17 protein-coding genes, 1 tRNA gene and 2 pseudogenes are annotated in these 16,133 nt (G+C 65.1%); 16 read left to right on the top strand and 4 right to left on the bottom strand.

The window, feature by feature from the left end; genetic code table 11:
• Positions 1-74: 74 nt before the first annotated feature.
• A complete protein-coding gene (locus ACTEK7_RS33585; RefSeq protein WP_225147712.1) occupies positions 75-668 on the top strand; it encodes a TMEM175 family protein in 594 nt (197 codons plus the stop codon).
• Here the strand turns inward: ACTEK7_RS33585 and ACTEK7_RS33580 are convergent.
• Positions 635-1,009 (bottom strand): YciI family protein, encoded by a 375-nt coding sequence (locus ACTEK7_RS33580; RefSeq protein ID WP_036027698.1) that lies wholly within the window; start codon positions 1,007-1,009, stop codon positions 635-637. The two genes, ACTEK7_RS33585 and ACTEK7_RS33580, sit on opposite strands and share 34 nt — an antisense overlap.
• Before the next feature lie 211 nt (positions 1,010-1,220).
• On the opposite strand from ACTEK7_RS33580, the gene ACTEK7_RS33575 reads away from it, so the two are divergent.
• On the top strand, positions 1,221-1,406 hold the full coding sequence (locus ACTEK7_RS33575; RefSeq protein WP_036010865.1) for a hypothetical protein: 186 nt from the start codon (positions 1,221-1,223) through the stop codon (positions 1,404-1,406).
• A gap of 27 nt (positions 1,407-1,433) precedes the next feature.
• A pseudogene (locus ACTEK7_RS33570) lies at positions 1,434-1,695 on the top strand (hypothetical protein).
• 11 nt (positions 1,696-1,706) lie between these two features.
• Here ACTEK7_RS33570 and ACTEK7_RS33565 read toward each other — a convergent pair.
• The gene (locus ACTEK7_RS33565) at positions 1,707-1,877 is read right to left on the bottom strand and encodes a hypothetical protein (RefSeq protein ID WP_463671665.1); all 171 of its coding nucleotides are present in this window, start codon (positions 1,875-1,877) and stop codon (positions 1,707-1,709) included.
• Positions 1,878-2,288: 411 nt separating this feature from the next.
• Between ACTEK7_RS33565 and ACTEK7_RS33560 the strand changes: the two are divergent.
• The 3 genes and pseudogenes from ACTEK7_RS33560 to ACTEK7_RS33550 form a co-directional block, all read left to right on the top strand.
• Positions 2,289-4,034 (top strand): annotated as a pseudogene (locus ACTEK7_RS33560) (ATP-binding protein); the annotation flags it as partial.
• 329 nt (positions 4,035-4,363) lie between these two features.
• Positions 4,364-4,437, top strand: a tRNA-Gly gene (locus tag ACTEK7_RS33555).
• Between the two features lie 55 nt (positions 4,438-4,492).
• Complete coding sequence (locus tag ACTEK7_RS33550; protein WP_225147700.1) at positions 4,493-4,660, top strand: hypothetical protein; 168 nt, start codon at positions 4,493-4,495, stop codon at positions 4,658-4,660.
• Positions 4,661-4,795: 135 nt separating this feature from the next.
• Here the strand turns inward: ACTEK7_RS33550 and ACTEK7_RS33545 are convergent, their stop codons facing one another.
• The gene (locus tag ACTEK7_RS33545; RefSeq protein WP_036010870.1) at positions 4,796-5,659 is read right to left on the bottom strand and encodes a formate/nitrite transporter family protein; all 864 of its coding nucleotides are present in this window, start codon (positions 5,657-5,659) and stop codon (positions 4,796-4,798) included.
• Between the two features lie 164 nt (positions 5,660-5,823).
• Between ACTEK7_RS33545 and ACTEK7_RS33540 the strand changes: the two genes are divergently transcribed.
• The 8 genes from ACTEK7_RS33540 (at position 5,824) to ACTEK7_RS33505 (ending at position 12,367) form a co-directional block, all read left to right on the top strand.
• Entirely contained in the window at positions 5,824-6,276 is a 453-nt protein-coding gene (locus ACTEK7_RS33540; protein WP_225132621.1) for a DUF2231 domain-containing protein, read from the top strand.
• Positions 6,273-7,607, top strand: coding sequence for a PQQ-dependent sugar dehydrogenase (locus tag ACTEK7_RS33535; protein ID WP_225147699.1), 1,335 nt, complete (start codon positions 6,273-6,275; stop codon positions 7,605-7,607). Before ACTEK7_RS33540 ends, ACTEK7_RS33535 begins: the two co-directional genes overlap by 4 nt.
• Positions 7,608-7,668: 61 nt before the next feature.
• Positions 7,669-7,884 carry a hypothetical protein gene (locus ACTEK7_RS33530; protein ID WP_036010879.1) on the top strand — a complete coding sequence of 72 codons (216 nt, stop codon included), beginning with the start codon at positions 7,669-7,671 and terminating at the stop codon, positions 7,882-7,884.
• Between the two features lie 13 nt (positions 7,885-7,897).
• Positions 7,898-8,068, top strand: a complete 171-nt coding sequence (locus ACTEK7_RS33525) for a hypothetical protein (RefSeq protein ID WP_225147698.1) — start codon at positions 7,898-7,900, stop codon at positions 8,066-8,068.
• A 304-nt stretch (positions 8,069-8,372) separates the two neighbouring features.
• On the top strand, positions 8,373-9,200 hold the full coding sequence (locus ACTEK7_RS33520; RefSeq protein ID WP_036027676.1) for a 3-oxoadipate:acetyl-CoA acetyltransferase: 828 nt from the start codon (positions 8,373-8,375) through the stop codon (positions 9,198-9,200).
• A 132-nt stretch (positions 9,201-9,332) separates the two neighbouring features.
• Positions 9,333-10,535, top strand: a complete 1,203-nt coding sequence (locus ACTEK7_RS33515) for an MFS transporter (protein WP_225147697.1) — start codon at positions 9,333-9,335, stop codon at positions 10,533-10,535.
• A gap of 180 nt (positions 10,536-10,715) precedes the next feature.
• Positions 10,716-11,945 carry a CaiB/BaiF CoA transferase family protein gene (locus ACTEK7_RS33510; RefSeq protein WP_036027673.1) on the top strand — a complete coding sequence of 410 codons (1,230 nt, stop codon included), beginning with the start codon at positions 10,716-10,718 and terminating at the stop codon, positions 11,943-11,945.
• 206 nt (positions 11,946-12,151) lie between these two features.
• Positions 12,152-12,367 carry a hypothetical protein gene (locus tag ACTEK7_RS33505; RefSeq protein WP_036010888.1) on the top strand — a complete coding sequence of 72 codons (216 nt, stop codon included), beginning with the start codon at positions 12,152-12,154 and terminating at the stop codon, positions 12,365-12,367.
• 303 nt (positions 12,368-12,670) lie between these two features.
• On the opposite strand, the gene ACTEK7_RS33500 is transcribed toward ACTEK7_RS33505, so the two are convergent.
• Complete coding sequence (locus ACTEK7_RS33500; protein ID WP_036027671.1) at positions 12,671-13,333, bottom strand: TetR/AcrR family transcriptional regulator; 663 nt, start codon at positions 13,331-13,333, stop codon at positions 12,671-12,673.
• A 208-nt stretch (positions 13,334-13,541) separates the two neighbouring features.
• Here ACTEK7_RS33500 and ACTEK7_RS33495 point away from each other — a divergent pair, with 208 nt between their 5' ends.
• Positions 13,542-14,777 (top strand): acyl-CoA dehydrogenase family protein, encoded by a 1,236-nt coding sequence (locus tag ACTEK7_RS33495; RefSeq protein WP_057029608.1) that lies wholly within the window; start codon positions 13,542-13,544, stop codon positions 14,775-14,777.
• 131 nt (positions 14,778-14,908) lie between these two features.
• Positions 14,909-15,967, top strand: a complete 1,059-nt coding sequence (locus ACTEK7_RS33490; protein ID WP_036010960.1) for a phosphotransferase family protein — start codon at positions 14,909-14,911, stop codon at positions 15,965-15,967.
• Positions 15,968-16,133 lie beyond the last annotated feature (166 nt).

Below are 16,133 nucleotides of genomic sequence, written 5' to 3'. Positions count from 1 at the left end.
CAATGCGGCTGGACGGAACTGGAATTAGGATTTAGGGGAAGATGACCCTTTGGTTCCAGCACCCCCATGGCGAGATGACCGAGCTCAAGCCCGAACAATTCGAGATGCGGCGGCTGGAATCGCTCAGCAACACCATTTTCGGCGTCGCCATGACGCTGCTGGCTTACGATCTGCCGAAGGCGGCAGTGTTCAGTGGCGCGCCCGGCTGGAACGATCTCGCCCGGGTGTATTCCGGCAAGCTTGCCGGCTTCGCGCTCAGCTTCATCATCGCCGGGGTGTTCTGGATCAGCCATCACCGCCGGCTGGCACGTCAGCCCGTCGGCAGCCGCGGCATGGTGGTCCTCAACCTTTTCTTCCTGCTCTCGATCGTGCTGCTGCCGGTCACCAACGGGCTCTACACCAACTACGCCATGAGCAGCGCGGTGGCAGTGCTCTACGGCCTGCACCTGACCACGATCGGCGGCCTCAATGCCTTGCTGTGGTGGACCATCCTGCGCGGCTGGGGCCGCGAGATCATGGCTTCGCTGTTTCCGGTCGCCGTGTTCATCCCGGGCACCATCGTTGCGGCGTTTGCGCCGCATATCGCGCCCTACATCTGGTGTTTTGCCTTTGGCGGCCTCCTGATCCAGCGCTTCTATGTCGCGCCGAACCCATCGGCCGGCACGTAAAGCTTGACCGGGCGGATCTCGTACACCGCCGTCGGATTGACCGCGCGCAGCTTCCGCGCCGCTTCGATCGCCTCCTCCTCGGTGGCGCATTGCATCAAGTGGAAGCCGAGAAGCTGCTCCTTGGTCTCGGCAAACGGCCCGTCCAGCACCATTCCCGCGCCGGGACCCCGCAAGGTCCGGGCCTTGCGGGTCTCATCCAGCCGGGCCGCCGGACCAAACTGCCCGCTGGCCCGCAGCGGCGCCTGAACCTCGATGACCTTGGCGACGACCGCGGCATCCTGCTCCGGTGTCCAGGACAGGACCTCGTCTTCCACGTGATAGGCCAGGATGGCGTACAGCATCGTCACCTCGTTCTTTTCTGCTTTTGTTTCTGCGCAAGTCCTGAGGACGTGGCACGGCGGCCCGTGCCGACACTTCCGAAGCAAAATATTGCGTGGCCCGCAAGCGGCGAAACCGTCCTGAAACCCGATTGCGTCCTCGCCGATGTGAACGCCGCCGGAACTGATCGCGACTGATGGACCATAAACAACAAGTTCTTTGCTGGAGGCGGCAATGTCGGGTCATACCATCAAGATCATCTGCGACGCGCGGCGGGCAGGGCAGTCGGAGCCGGCCGATCTGCACGACCAGGCCGGCCATCACCGCTATTACGGCAGCTCGGCCGAGAACGGCGGTGAGCGGATCGTCGAGAGCCGGCGCGGCAAACTGCGGCGCGCGTTCAACTTCTTCGGGTTCTGAAGCCTTGCGGCGAGGCCGGCGTTCGAAATGGACGTCCTGCAGATATCGATCGCGGCGATGCCGTTCCTGCTCGCGCTGATGAGCCGGACCTCCAAGGCCATCGTCCCGTGCCTTCTGACGAGAGGTTATGTTTGAGCATGATCTTTTCGGAAAACCGCTACACACTTTTCCGGATCATGCTCTGGTCACGGTGCTGCTCGGCGAGGAACCGCACCGCGCGGTCGTGGCCTGGTGCGTCGGCATGCTGATCGCCGCCGTCGCGCTGCGCGAGCGGCTTCGCGCCGGCTGACGCCGCATTCGTCATTGCCCGCTCAAGACCTGCTTGACCAGCGCCTCGCGCAGCGAGGCCAGCTCGCCGCTCGCCTGCATCTGGGCGATGACCTTGTCGACCTCAGGCACCAGATCGCGATGACGTTCATGCAGGTAGTGGTTGCAGGCGATGCGCGCCAGCCGGATCGTGTCCTGCGCCAACGCAGGGTCAGTGGCGAGCAGCGACAGGCAGGCGACGGCTAGCCGCCAAAGTTGGCGCCTGCACACCCGGTCGCAACGATCATTGCGCGCTCGTCCCGCGAGCCATACCGGACTTTCACCGATGACATTTTAGCACGAGCAGTGATAATTTGCCCAGCAGTGCCGCTGCGGGGGCGGAAGACGTGACTTGCCGACTTCGAGCTCGCGGGCCGACGGGACGTCGCTTGCATCGGGTGACGAGACGGGCGCGTCTCAGCCCATGGATTGCTCGAGACTGCAACCGCTCGACCGCAGCAGCGAGCCGCCATTTCGGGAACATGGTGCATGGCCAACGCAGCTGACGAGGACGCCAAGCGCAGCCACGCCATCGCGCCGACGGCGGCGAAGCCTGGTCTGACCGACATCGAGACGCTTGCGGCCATCGCCGAGTACGTCAGCAAATACAGCCTGACCCGGCCCCCACCGCCGTTACGCCTGGAGCGCCGGCCGCCCTCCGATGCCGACGAGCTGGACAAGGTGATCGAGGCTTTCAACGCGATGTGCGCGAACCTCCAGCAGGCCTATGGCGAGCTGCGCGAGGCCAATGCCAATCTCGAGCGCGATTTGACCATCCGCCGGCGCGCCGAAGCGGAGGCGCGGGCGAGCGAAGAGCGTTTCCGCGACTATGCCGAAACCGCGTCCGACTGGTTCTGGGAAACCGGGCCGGACCACTGCTTCACCTATCTCTCTGACCGGGTGATTGCCTTCGGAATGGATCCCAAAGTGCGGATCGGCACGCGTCGCATCGATACTGCGCTCGATCGGGATACCGAGGCCGAGAAATGGCGCGCGCATCTGGCGACGCTGGACCGTCACGAGCCGTTCCGCAAATTCGAGTATCGCGGACGCGACACGCGCGGGCGGATGCATCATTTCAGCGTCAACGGCAAGCCGGTTTTCGACGACGATGGACGCTTCCTCGGCTACCGCGGCTCCGCGACCGACCTCACCGCGCAGCACGAGATCGAGGAGCGGCTGCGTCAGTCCCAGAAGATGGACGCGATCGGCCAGCTCACCGGCGGCGTGGCGCACGATTTCAACAACGTGCTCACGGTCATCACCGGCACGATCGAGATCATCCAGGAGGGGCTTGCGGACAAGCCCGAGCTGGCCGCGATCGCGCAATTGATCGATGATGCGGCCGCGCGCGGAGCGGAGATCACCTCGCAACTCCTGACCTTCGCGCGCCGCCAGCCGCTGGAGCCGCGCGAGATCGACGTCAACGCGCTCGTGGTCGAGACCGCGAAGCTGCTGAGGCCGATGCTCGGCGAGCAAATCGAGATCGAGACGCGGCTCGCCGACGAGGCCTGGTCCGCGATGGTGGATCCGTCGCAGCTGTCCTCCGCGATCGTCAACCTCGCCGTCAATGCGCGCGACGCGATGCCGGGCGGCGGCAAGCTCACCCTCGAAACCGCGAACCGCGAGCTCGACGGCACGGGGACCGCTGGCGAGGGCGTGCGCGGCGCCTTCGTGATGGTTGCAGTCGGCGACACCGGTCACGGCATTCCGGCCGATATCCGCGAGCGTGTTTTCGAGCCGTTCTTCACCACCAAGGGGGTCGGCCGCGGCACCGGTCTGGGGCTGAGCATGGTCTACGGCTTTGCCCGCCAGAGCGGCGGCACTGTTGCGATCGAAAGCGAGGAGGGGCGCGGCACCGTGATGCGGCTGTTCCTGCCGCGGGCAAAGGGCGAGGCGGTGGCCAGGACGGCGCCGGTTCAAGCGCCCGCCACGGCGCGCGGGCGGGAGACGATACTCGTGGTGGAGGACGATCCGCTGGTCCAGGGCTATGTCATCGCGCAACTCGGCGGCCTCGGCTACCGCACGCTCGCTGCGAGCGACGGCGCGTCCGCGCTGACGCTGGTCGACCAAGGTGCCCGATTCGATCTGCTGTTCACGGACATCATCATGCCCGGCGGCATGAACGGGCATGAATTGGCCGAAGCCGTCAGGCTCCGCCGGCCGGGCGTGAGGGTGCTCTACACCTCCGGCTATACCGACAACACCATCGTCCACGACGGACATCTCGATCCCGGCGTGGCGCTGCTGTTCAAGCCATACCGCAAGGCGGAGCTGTCGCAGAAGATTCGCGAGGTGCTTGCCGGCGAGCCGCCCGCCTGAGCCGCGGCGACAGACGAAAAAGGCGCGGCGGGGAAGCCCCGTCGCGCCCGATTTCTTGCTCGCTGGTCCAGGGCTGAGAGCGCCCCGATGCCAAGCCCTACTCGAAGCTTAGCGGGCGATCCCAGCGAGGTGACAGCGCTTGAGATAAGACACTGGATCACCTCCTTTCGTTGGTTTCGGAAGTCTTCAATATACGCGGCGATCCCGCCGCTGTTAAGGGGCGGCGGGTCCGCAGGAACCCGGGTGGTTCGCAAGGCCGCCGAAGACGCCGGAAAGCGACCTCCTGGGCAGTTGAGACCGCAGCCCGGCCGTGTTAGGGAGCCCGTAACGCGGGTGTAGCTCAATGGTAGAGCAGCAGCCTTCCAAGCTGAATACGAGGGTTCGATTCCCTTCACCCGCTCCAGAACCTGTTGGACGCGATATCCCAGCAGGGCATTTCCTAGATAGCCGCCCGTGGCTTGACGGCCGATCAGCTATTCCTCGTCCCGTCGCTCGCGTTCCTTCCGTGCGCGATCGAGCGCGCCGCCTTGAGGCTGTCCGCTGACCTTCACGCCGGGGAGATGACCGACCTTGTTCTTGTCGGCCTCGTCGCCGCGCTGAAGTTCGCGATCAATGATGTCGCGTGATCCTTCGGCCGGTTCCTGTCGAATGGGCTCTTGCTCTCGATGCTCATGAATGATCCTGCTTGACCGCGTTGATTGCTAGGGCAAACCCAGCTCTGCGCTATCGTTCCTGTCCAAAGCAGCCGCTTCGTGCAGGCTCTATCCCCTGTGGTTATCGATTTCGGCGGCGACCTGTCCGTAGTTCAGCAGCGCAACCAGGGTCGTTCCGCCGATAATATTGCCGAGTAGCGTGGGTATGAAGAAGTCGGAGGCATATTGGCTGAACGAGGCCAGGCCGCTCTGCACCAGAAAGGCGCACTCGATCGAACCCGCGACGATGTGCAAGAACTGGCCGAGTGCGACCACATAGGTCATCACTACGATGATGTGTGCGCGCGAGCCTTTGGCAGCCGGAAGAAGCCAGGCCATCGAGGCGATCAGCCAGCCGGCGAAGATGGCCCTGACGAAGGTGCTCGAGAACGTCCCCTCGATCGTCGGCCGGCTGAGATCGATGAAGGCGTCCACGATGCGAGGTTCGAAGATGCTGGTGCGAGCGAGCACGGAGGCGGCCGCCCAGGTCCCTGCGATATTCGAGGCGAGAACCAGGATCCAGAGCTTGAGCACGCTTGCCAAGGTGCCGAGATCCCTGTTGTGCAACAGCGGCAGGATCGGTGTCAGCGTGTTCTCGGTAAAGAGCTGTTGTCGTCCCAGCACGACGACCAGGAAGCCGACAGTGTAGCCGAGCGGAGCAACCAGGCGGCGGGTCGCCTCATCCGAGATCAGCGCATGCAACTCGCCCTGAACGATTAGCGACAGGCTTATCGAAAGGCCGGCAGCAAAACCGGACAGCACGATGGCCCACCATCGCCGCTCCAGCTCCTGCTCGCCTTCGGCGCGGATCGTCTCATGGATCAGCGCGGCGCTTGGCCTGCTCTGGGATTCGATCTGCCTGGTCTGGCGCCGCGACACGCCGTCGAGCTTGGATGCTGGGTTGAATGAGGCGCCGTCGCCAGACTGATCCACGCTGCGGTCTCCGAAAGGCTGATCCAGTCAAGACTTCCGGATGTCCCATTCAGTTCCCCTTGCGCGGTGCAGCCTCGCTCCAGGCGCGATGCAGCACGCGGAGGAACCTTCGTCATGAGCAGGAGTTCGCCGTGGGGGCAAGGGTGAAAGTCACGAGGCCAACCGTGCAAGACGACGTGCGCGTGCGTTCCACCGCGCAGATCGCGGGTCATCCGATTCATCCGATGCTGGTGCCGATCCCGATCACGTGTTTCGTCGGGGCGCTGCTGACCGACATCGCCTATGTCGCCAGTGCCGAGATCATGTGGGCGAATTTTTCGGCCTGGCTGCTGCTCGCCGGAATCGTCTTCGGCGTGCTGGCGGCGATCGTGGGCCTGATCGACTTCCTCGGCAATCGGCTGGTGCGGGCGCAGGCGCCGGCCTGGCCGCATCTGATCGGCAATGTCGTGGTGCTGATCCTTTCGATGGTCAATCTGATGATCCACATGCGCGATGGCTGGACTTCGGTGTGGCCGAGCGGGCTCGCCTTGTCCGCTCTCACAGTGCTGATCCTGCCGATCACGGGGTGGCTCGGCTGGGCTCTTGTCTATCGCCACGGCGTGGGAGTTGCACGATGATATCTGCGATGATCCGCGCGCTGTTGTGCGCGTCGCTGCTGGGGCTGGCCGGCTGCAATGACGGCAGCGGCGATCCCAACGCGCAGGTCGGCGCCAATCCGGCACTTCCCGAAATCCAGCAATATCTGCTGCCGCCGGTCCACATTGCCCGCATCGTCGGCTGGAAGAAGGACGAGACGCCGACGGTCGCGCAGGGCCTGCAGGCCAAGGCCTTCGCCACCGGCCTGCAGCACCCGCGCTCGCTCTACGTTCTCCCCAATGGCGACGTGCTGGTGGTGGAATCCAAGGCGCCGAAAGGCGCTCCGATCAAGCGGCCCAAGGAACTCGTGATGGGCGTCATCCAGTCCTGGGCGACCTCCGGCGGCGACAGCGGCGCGAGCAACCGCATCACGCTGCTGCGCGACAGCAACGGGGATGGCGTGCCGGAGACGCAAAGCATCTTCCTCGACCATCTCAACTCGCCGTTCGGCGTCGCGCTGGTCGGCAACTATCTCTATGTCGCCAACACCGACGCCATCGTCAGATATCCCTACACCGAAGGGGACACGAAGATCACCGCGCCGGGCACGGTGCTGGCGCCGCTGCCGGGCGGTCCGATCAACCATCACTGGACCAAGAGCCTGGTCGCCAGCCCCGACGGCTCGAAGCTCTACGCCGGCGTCGGCTCCAACAGCAACGCCGCCGAGAGGGGCATGGAGGCCGAGCACAATCGCGCCGCCATCCTCGAGGTCGATCGCGCCAGCGGCCGCTGGCGCGTGTTCGCAAGCGGCCTGCGCAATCCCAACGGCCTCAGCTTCGAGCCGCAGACCGGTGCACTCTGGGCGGTGGTCAACGAGCGCGACGAGCTCGGTCCCGATCTCGTGCCCGATTACATGACCTCGGTGAAGGACGGCGGCTTCTACGGCTGGCCCTACAGCTATTTCGGCCAGCACGTCGATCCCCGCGTCAAGCCGGAGCGGCCGGATCTCGTCGCCAGGGCGATCGTGCCTGACTACGCGCTGAACTCGCATGTCGCCCCGCTCGGGCTCGCCTTCAACACCGGCACCAGCCTGCCGGCCGCCTATCGCGGCGGCGCCTTCGTTGGCGAGCACGGCAGTTGGAACAGGCAGGTGCTGAGCGGCTACAAGGTCGTGTTCGTGCCGTTCACGGACGGCAAGCCGAGCGGCCCGCCGCAGGACGTCGTCACCGGGTTCCTTAACAGCGACAATAAGGCGCGCGGCCGCCCCGTTGGTGTTGCCATCGACAAGACCGGCGCGCTTCTGGTTGCGGACGACAGCGGCAACACGGTCTGGCGAGTGAGCGCGACCCATCCGCAGCTGACGCAACGTTAAGCGCGCAGGCGCGTTGTCGTGCAGACCTTTTTTCTGAAATCTAGAGCCAGGAGTTTGGACAATGGGCCTTGCGCAATATGCCATCGTGCCGGTGCGGGACGAATGGGGCGTGCTGCACGACGGCGACGTCAAGAACACCTACGCCACCAAGGAAGCCGCGTTCGAGTCCGCAGTCGCCGCCGCATCCCTCGCGCTGCGTGAGGGACATGAAGTTCAGGTCAGCGTGCCCGGCCGCGAGGCGGGAGGCAACGCGCTCGGCGTCCGGGACAACGCTTGAGAAGGAAGACGCGATGACCGAGCCCCGTGAGCCCAACGGCGTCGAGCCATCCCGCTCCGAGGACGACATCCAGCGCGACCAGCTCGGCCCGCGCGGCGTGCCGGGCGCGCCCGATCCGGCCAAGATGACGCCGCAGCGCGAGAAGAAGACGCCGAAGCACGTGGATCCCGGCCACACCGCGTGAGGGGGCTCCGCTGCGGCCAACCGACCAGACGATCAATCGCCCGCGGCGGGCGGCACTCCTCCGTCATTTCCGTAGCGGCCTTTGAATCGAGGTAGTCGCCTCATCGAGGTAGTCGCCTCGAGGTCATCGCGCGCGCCGCCGCCAGCCGCACGGCTACAGCAGGCCGGGCGACCGCACTTCCGACCTGATTCGGACGAAAAGGCCCTGTCGCTGCGATCGACGAATGTTGCGGCGACAGGGTTTCACTTGTAGCAAGACTGGCCGAACGTTATGCGCGCGAGCGCGAAGATCATGAGGTCGCTGGATGAACCCCGCTGTCATTGCCGTCGCCATCACCGGCTCCGTTCCGCGCAAGAAGGACAATCCGGCGGTGCCTATCCTGCCCTCGGAGCAGATCGAATCGACGCACCAGGCCTTCGAGGCGGGCGCCACGCTTGCGCATATCCACGTCCGCAACGACGACGAGACGCCGTCCTCCGATCCGGAGCGTTTTGCCCAGGTGCAGGAGGGGATCAAAAAGCATTGTCCTGATATGATCGTCCAGTTCTCGACCGGCGGGCGTGGCCGCGATCCCTCGGCGCGCGGATCGGCGCTCTACCTCAAGCCCGACATGGCCTCGCTCTCCACGGGATCGGTGAACTTTCCGACCATCGTCTACGAGAACAGCGCCGCGCTGGTCGAGACGCTCGCCACTAGCATGAAGACGAACGGCATCCGGCCGGAAATCGAGATCTTCGATCTGTCGCATCTGCATGGCGCCCGCCGCCTGATCGATGCGGGCCTCATCGACGCGCGTCCGCACGTGCAGTTCGTCATGGGCGTCAAGAACGCGATGCCGGCGGACGAGCATGTGCTCGACATTCTCCTGGGCGAGCTCAGGCGGCTGATCCCGAAGGCAACCTGGACCGCAGCCGGAATCGGCCGCCATCAGGCCGAGGTCATGGGGTGGGCGCTCGCCCGAGGGGCGGACGCGGTCCGCACCGGGCTCGAGGACAATATCCGCATCGACAAGACGCGCCTCGCTGCCAGCAACGCCGAGCTCGTGACCCTGGCCTGCGAGGCGGTCGCGCGCCACGGCCGGCGCGTTGCGACCGCGACTGAGGCGCGATCGCTGCTCGCCATGGCAGGGTAGGGCGACTTCCTCGTCCTCACATGCTCCCGGCTGCCGCCTGCCATTCGGCGGCCGGCGTTCCCGTGCGCCGTTTCTCCGAGTAGACAGGTGCTACAGGCGCAATCTGCGCCTGCCGGGCAGGCGACGTTTGGAATGCAGTTCTTGAAATATGACGGCAGGCTCATCGGGGTCCTGCTGATGCTCGCCACCACGCAGCTGGTCGGATGGGGCACGATCGGGCTTCCCGCCATCGTCGGGCGCGATCTCGCCGTCGATCTCGGCATGAGCCTGCCGGCGGTGTTCGCCGGCACGTCCGTTCTCTACGTCTCGATGGGGCTGTGCGGTCCGTTGCTCGCCAAGTCGTTTGCGCGGCATGGCGCGCGGACGGTAATGATGGTCGGCACGATCGTCACGGCGCCAGGCTTCGTGCTGCTGTCGCTCGCGCGCGAGCCGATGCTCTATTTCGCCGCGTGGATCGTGCTCGGCATCGCCGGCAGCGCCACGCTGTCGACCGGCGCCTATATCATGCTGAACGAGATCGCGGGGCGGCAGGCCAAGAACGCGATCGGCGCGCTGATGCTGGTGACGGGCCTGTCCAGCAGCATCTTCTGGCCGACGACCTCGTTCCTGAGCGGTCACCTCGGCTGGCGGGGGACGTGCCTGGTCTACGCCGCGATGATGCTCCTCGTCAGCCTCCCGCTCTATGCGTTCGGCGCGCCGCGCCGAAAGATCGCACAGGACGAGGGCACCGCGCCGGCGAAGCGGTCGCCGCCGCCGGCGATTGCACGGAGCACGTTCGGCCTCGTCGTCGCCGCGATCACGCTGAACGCCTTCGTCAATTTCGGCGTCAGTGCGATCCTGATCGAGCTGTTGCGGGCGGAGGGGCTGGCGCCGGCTCAGGCGTTGGTATTCGGCTCGATGCTGGGCGTGATCCAGGTCAGCGCCCGCGGGCTGGATTTTCTCGGCGGCGGACGATGGGACGGCATCACGACCGGGCTCGTCGCGGGCAGCGCACTGCCGGTCGCCATGCTGCTGCTGATGTCGAGCGAGGGCGCCACGTGGGCGGTCGCGGTCTTCATCCTGCTCTATGGCGCCGGCAGCGGCGCAATGGCGGTGGCGCGGGCGACCATCCCGCTGGTGTTCTATGACCAGGCCGAGTTCGCCAAGGCGATGTCGATGATCTCGCTGCCGCTCAACCTCGCCTCCGCGATCTCACCGCCGCTGCTCGCGGGCCTGCTGACGGAGTTCGGCAGCCGTGCTGCGCTCGGTCTCACGCTGGTGTTCTCCTGCGCGACGGTGCTGATCCTCGTTCTGCTCGCTCGCCGCCGGCCGCGACAGCCGGCGGTCGTGACCTGAGCCGATCACGCAATATTCGCGGCGCGGAAAGTTTGCGGACGGCGATCACCTCCGGCCCGGCAGGAGATAGCCGTATGCCGCCAGTGCAGTGCTCAGCGTGCGAAAATGGTGGTATCGGCAGGGAGCGCAGCCTCGCGATCCCGCCGCCGCGCCAAGGTTAGTTCCCCGGAGGAAATCGACATGTCGGCCCTGCCGCTCTCAGGCATCAAGATCCTTGACCTCACCCGCGTGCTGGCCGGGCCGCTGTCGGCCCAGATGCTGGGCGACCTCGGCGCGGAGGTGATCAAGATCGAGCGGCCGGGCACCGGCGACGACGCGCGCGCTTTCGGTCCGCCTTACCTGGCCGACCCGGAGGGCAAGGCCAACAACAACAATTCGTTCTACCTCTGTGCCAACCGCAACAAGAAGTCGGTCACCGTCAACATCGCCAAGCCCGAAGGGCAGGCGATCGTCCGCGAGCTCGCCAAGGACGCCGACGTCTTCATGGAGAACTACAAGGTCGGCGATCTCAAGCGCTACGGTCTCGACTACGAGACCATCAAGGCGATCAATCCCCGCATCATCTATTGCTCGGTGACCGGCTTCGGCCAGACCGGACCTTACGCGCCGCGCGCCGGCTACGACGCCATCCTGCAGGCGATGGGCGGCCTGATGAGCGTCACCGGCCATATCGACGGCGAGCCCGGCGAGGGCCCGATGAAGGTCGGCCCCTCGATCGTCGACTACATGACCGGCATGAACGCCTCGATCGGCATTCTCTCGGCGCTCTACCATCGTGATGCCAATGGCGGGCAGGGACAGCACATCGACGTCTGCCTGTTCGATACCGTGATCGCATCGCTGTCGCACTGGCTCCAAATTTACCTTGTCAACGGCAAGACGCCGCCGCGCCGCGGCACCTGGGGCAATGGCGGCATGCCCGCCGGCGTGTTCCGCTGCGCCGACGGCGAGCTGATGCTGGTGGTCGGCAATGACGGCCAGTTTCAGCGCACCTGCGCCGTGCTCGGCGAGCCCGAGCTCGCGAACGATCCGCGCTTCGTCAAGAACAACGACCGCGTCGTGCACGGCAAGGAGATCATGGCGATCTTCGCCGGCCTGTTCCTGAAGCAAAAGGTAGCCTACTGGCTGGAGAAGCTGGAGGAGGCGGGGGTGCCCTCAGGGCCGATCAACAATTTCGAGCAGGTGTTCTCCGACCCGCACGTCCAGTCGCGCGGCATGCGCGTGAAGGTCAACCATCCCTTCGAGCCCGATCTGTCGCTGGTCCGCAACGCGCTCACCTTGTCGGAGACGCCGATCAAGGACTACCGCGCCCCGCCGCTGCTCGGGGAGCACACCCAGGAGGTGCTCGGCGGCAAGCTCGGCTATGATGCCGGCAAGATCGAGCAGCTGAAGGCGCAGGGGATTATCTGACGCTCTGTTCCGCGCCTGGGGCCAAGAGGCCGGGATTCATGCGCAGCGCGACTATATTGTGACAGCCGTGGACGCGCGCGCCATGCCGGGGCTTGCGTGAAGCTTGCCCGCAATCCCCAAGTAATCCCGGTCCGTAGTCGCACAGGCTTCCGCTTTGCCTCCGACTCTGATTCGATCTCTCCACTTGAGTTCGGGGAGGGAAGTGAATGTCCTACACGATCGGGTTCCAGGCCAAGGACCAGAAAGCCATTCTGGCGACCGAGGCGGCCACCGCCAATCAGGCCGTCGCCATCATTGCCGCGCTGCGGCAGAGCGCCGACGAGATCAAGTTCATCCGCTCGCCGCAGGAAGGCGAAATGGGCATCGAGATGCTGCTGCTGCTCGCCAAGGAAGAGGCCGAGGAGATGCCGCAGCGGGCGTAGTCCCGCCCACCAATCATTCTTCGACCAGATCGACTGCATCGCCTGTTGTGAGGTGAATGGCGCTGACTTCACCTCTCCCCGCTTGCGCGGAGAGGTCGGATCGCCTCGGCGATGCGAAAGCATCGTCCGGTGCGATCCGGGTGAGGGGGTACAGGTCTCCCCGAAGACCGCACGTGTGGAGAGAGGCCCCTCACCCCAACCCCTCTCAGCGCGAGCAAAGCTCGTCGCGGCCCCGTAAGAACGGGGCGAGGGAGCGCACCGCGAATGCAGCTTCCAGCTCCGTACCGTCAACGCCCATCCGCGCTAACGCGCCGCCACCTTTGAAGAGACCTTCGGCTCCATCCGTCCCGCCGTCAGCGCCATCGTCGCCACGCTGACGACGCGCGTGACCACATCCTCGACGTCGTCGAGGTCGCATTTGCCCTCCGACAGCTTGGTCAGCCGCTCGCTCTCACGGATGGTGTGATGCGCCATGGCGAGCGCGAAGTTGAGGCCCCAATAGATATCGACGTCACTGCGGTCGGGCAGGGACCGCCGCATCGCGCCGACGAATTTGCGCAAATGGTCGATCTCGCGGTTCTTGATGCGCCGGATCGGCGGCACGGATTCGATCGAGGCGCGGATCATGAAGCGCGCGGCGGTCGAGCGCTGGTTCTCCGGCCCCAGGCAGCCGCGCAAGGTCGGCCCGACCAACGCGCGCAGGATGACCTCGATCGGTGCGCGGCCGCCGCCTTGCTCCTCCGCCGCCTTCAACTCGTGCAGGCGCTCGCGGTTGGTGGCGATCGACCGCGTGACAAACAGTTCCGCGATCAGCTCGTCCTTTGAGCCGAAATGATAGTTCACCGCGGCGAGGTTGACGCCCGCCTCCGCGACGATGTCGCGCAGCGTCACGTCGCCGAAGCCGCGATCGGCATAGAGCCGCTCGGCGGCGGCGAGAATGGCAGACCTCGTATGATCGCTGGCCATGGATGCCCTCGGGGAGGGGAGTTGCAATTCAAACAGTTGTATGAAACTATCGTTTGAAGGTCGGGAAAAGTCAATCCGCAATCGGGACTCGTTCGCAACTGCAGCCGGGTTTCGACAGGTCCGCAAGGACGCGCATTCGCGCTTGCGGGCCGCGCAAAGCGGGAGGACAGTCCGGCGCAAAAGGACCAGTGAGAGAGAGGAGCGTCGCATGGACTTCGATATGTCGCCCAAGCAAAAGGAATGGCTCGACCGCGTGCGGTCCTTCATGGCCAAGCACGTGCGCCCGGCGGTGCCGATCTACGATCAGCAGGACAAGAGCGGCGACCGCTGGAAGGTGATCCCTGTTCTCGAGGACCTCAAGAAGAAGGCGAAGGCCGAAGGCCTCTGGAACATGTTCATGCCGCCGTCCGAGCATGAGGACGATGAATTCCGCGGCGCGGGACTGACCAATCTCGAATACGCGCTTTTGTCGGAAGAAATGGGCCGCATCACCTGGGCCTCGGAAGTGTTCAATTGTTCCGCGCCCGACACCGGCAACATGGAAGTGTTCATCCGCTACGGCACCAAGGAGCAGAAGCGGAAATGGCTGCGGCCGCTGATGGACGGTGAGATCCGCTCCGCCTTCCTGATGACGGAGCCGGCGGTGGCCTCGTCCGACGCCACCAACATCGAGACCCGCATCGAGCGCGACGGCGACCATTACGTCATCAACGGCCGCAAATGGTGGTCGTCCGGCGTCGGCGATCCCCGCTGCAAGATCGCGATCCTGATGGGCAAGACCGATTTCAAGGCGGCCAAGCACCAGCAGCAGTCGCAGATCCTGGTTCCGCTCGACACGCCAGGCATCAAGGTCGAGAAGATGCTGCCGGTGTTCGGCTTCGACGACGCGCCGCACGGCCATGCCCAGGTGCTGCTCGAGAACGTGCGGGTGCCGAAGGAGAACATCCTGCTCGGCGAAGGCCGCGGCTTCGAGATCGCGCAGGGCCGCCTCGGTCCGGGCCGTATCCATCACTGCATGCGCACCATCGGCAAAGCCGAGGAGGCGCTGGAGAAGATGGTGAAGCGGCTCGCCTCGCGCACCGCGTTCGGCAAGAAGATCGTCGAGCACAGCGTGTGGGAGCAGCGCATCGGCGAGGCGCGCACCAACATCGAGATGACGCGACTTCTGTGTCTCAAGGCCGCCGACATGATGGACAAGGTCGGCAACAAGACCGCGCAGGCCGAGATCGCCATGATCAAGGTCGCCGCGCCCAACATGGCGCTGAAGATCATCGACGAGGCGATCCAGGCCTTCGGCGGTGCGGGCGTCTCGGACGAAGCCGGCCTTGCCAAGGACTATGCGCACATCCGCACGCTCCGCCTCGCCGACGGCCCGGACGAGGTGCACAACCGCGCCATTGCCAGGCTCGAACTTCGGAAGTATGCAAACTCTCCCAATCACTAAGCGGGGGAGCCCTGCGGCGCTCCCGACTTGAAGAAACGACGGGACATGATCCAATTGCGGTAACCGCTTGACGCAAGTGCGTTAGCGGTTACCGATTAGGATCATGTTCGGACTGAAGAGGGAGCGTGACCGTGGCTGACGGCGTCAGGAAAGACGAGGAGTTTTCGGGCACCAAGCCGGTCGAGGAGCGGCATCGCTTCGACGAGATGCGGCTCGAGGCCTGGATGCGCGAGCACGTCGAAGGCTTCGAAGGCCCGCTTGTGGTGCTGCAGTTCAAGGGCGGGCAGTCCAACCCGACCTATCGCCTCAACACACCGAACCGCTCCTACGTGATGCGCCGCAAGCCGTTCGGCAAGCTGCTGCCCTCGGCGCATGCAGTCGACCGCGAGTATCGCGTCATCGCCGCGCTTGGCAAGCAGGGCTTTCCGGTCGCGCGCGCCTATGCGCTGTGCCAGGACGACGGCGTCATCGGCGCGGCCTTCTACATCATGTCGATGGAGGAGGGGCGCGTGTTCTGGGATCCGACGCTGCCGAGCCAGGAGCCGGAAGCGCGGCGCAAGATCTTCACCAGCAAGATCGAGACGCTGGCCAAGCTGCATATGTTCGACCCTGTTACGATCGGGCTCGGCGACTTCGGCAAGCCTGGCAACTACTTTGCCCGCCAGATCGATCGCTGGACCAAGCAATATCGGGCGTCCGAGACCCAGCACATTCCGGAGTTTGAGAAGGTGGCCGAATGGTTGCCGAAGACGGTGCCGGAGCAGGCGCGCGTCTCCATCGTCCATGGCGACTATCGCCTCGACAACATGATTTTCCACGCGACGGAACCGCGCGTGCAGGCGGTGCTGGACTGGGAGCTGTCGACGCTCGGCGATCCCATGGCCGATTTCACCTATCTCTTGATGCAATGGATCATGCCGGGCCTCGACGGTGCCGACCTCAAGGCGCTCAATATCCCGAGCCTCGAAGAGGCCGCGCAGATCTATTGCAACGTCACAGAGATGACGGTGCCCGATCTCAACTGGTACTTCGCCTACAATTTGTTCCGTCTCGCCGGCATCACCCAGGGCATCGCCGGCCGCGTCCGCGACGGCACTGCCGCCAACGCCAAGGCGCTCGAATCCGCCAAGCGCACCGTGCCGCTTTCGAAGGCTTCCTGGGAATACGCGCAGAAGGCGGGGGCGGTGTAGGAAGAACAAAGGCGCGGCTGATGGCCGCGCCCTTTTTTGTTTTGGTAAGGCGCTGCTCCACACGCGCCGTCATTGCGAGCGCAGCGAAGCAATCCAGATTCTTTCCGCGGTGGCCCCCTGGATTGCTTCGCTGCGCTCGCAATGACGAGGAGGCGGAATCCAAGAC

The sequence above is a fragment of the Bradyrhizobium sp. JHI2711 genome (assembly GCF_056156565.1).
The sequence above is the reverse complement of the archived record's forward strand: the minus strand, read 5'-3'. Positions and strand labels throughout refer to the sequence as shown.

Bases quoted from the DNA above. Each gene is read 5' to 3' on its own strand.
- ACTEK7_RS33585 (WP_225147712.1), top strand. From the start codon at position 75: ATGACCGAGCTCAAGCCCGAACAATTCGAGATGCGGCGGCTGGAATCG.
- ACTEK7_RS33580 (WP_036027698.1), bottom strand. From the start codon at position 1,009: ATGCTGTACGCCATCCTGGCCTATCACGTGGAAGACGAGGTCCTGTCC.
- ACTEK7_RS33575 (WP_036010865.1), top strand. From the start codon at position 1,221: ATGTCGGGTCATACCATCAAGATCATCTGCGACGCGCGGCGGGCAGGG.
- ACTEK7_RS33535 (WP_225147699.1), top strand. From the start codon at position 6,273: ATGATATCTGCGATGATCCGCGCGCTGTTGTGCGCGTCGCTGCTGGGG.
- ACTEK7_RS33530 (WP_036010879.1), top strand. From the start codon at position 7,669: ATGGGCCTTGCGCAATATGCCATCGTGCCGGTGCGGGACGAATGGGGC.
- ACTEK7_RS33525 (WP_225147698.1), top strand. From the start codon at position 7,898: ATGACCGAGCCCCGTGAGCCCAACGGCGTCGAGCCATCCCGCTCCGAG.
- ACTEK7_RS33520 (WP_036027676.1), top strand. From the start codon at position 8,373: ATGAACCCCGCTGTCATTGCCGTCGCCATCACCGGCTCCGTTCCGCGC.
- ACTEK7_RS33515 (WP_225147697.1), top strand. From the start codon at position 9,333: ATGCAGTTCTTGAAATATGACGGCAGGCTCATCGGGGTCCTGCTGATG.
- ACTEK7_RS33510 (WP_036027673.1), top strand. From the start codon at position 10,716: ATGTCGGCCCTGCCGCTCTCAGGCATCAAGATCCTTGACCTCACCCGC.
- ACTEK7_RS33505 (WP_036010888.1), top strand. From the start codon at position 12,152: ATGTCCTACACGATCGGGTTCCAGGCCAAGGACCAGAAAGCCATTCTG.
- ACTEK7_RS33500 (WP_036027671.1), bottom strand. From the start codon at position 13,333: ATGGCCAGCGATCATACGAGGTCTGCCATTCTCGCCGCCGCCGAGCGG.
- ACTEK7_RS33495 (WP_057029608.1), top strand. From the start codon at position 13,542: ATGGACTTCGATATGTCGCCCAAGCAAAAGGAATGGCTCGACCGCGTG.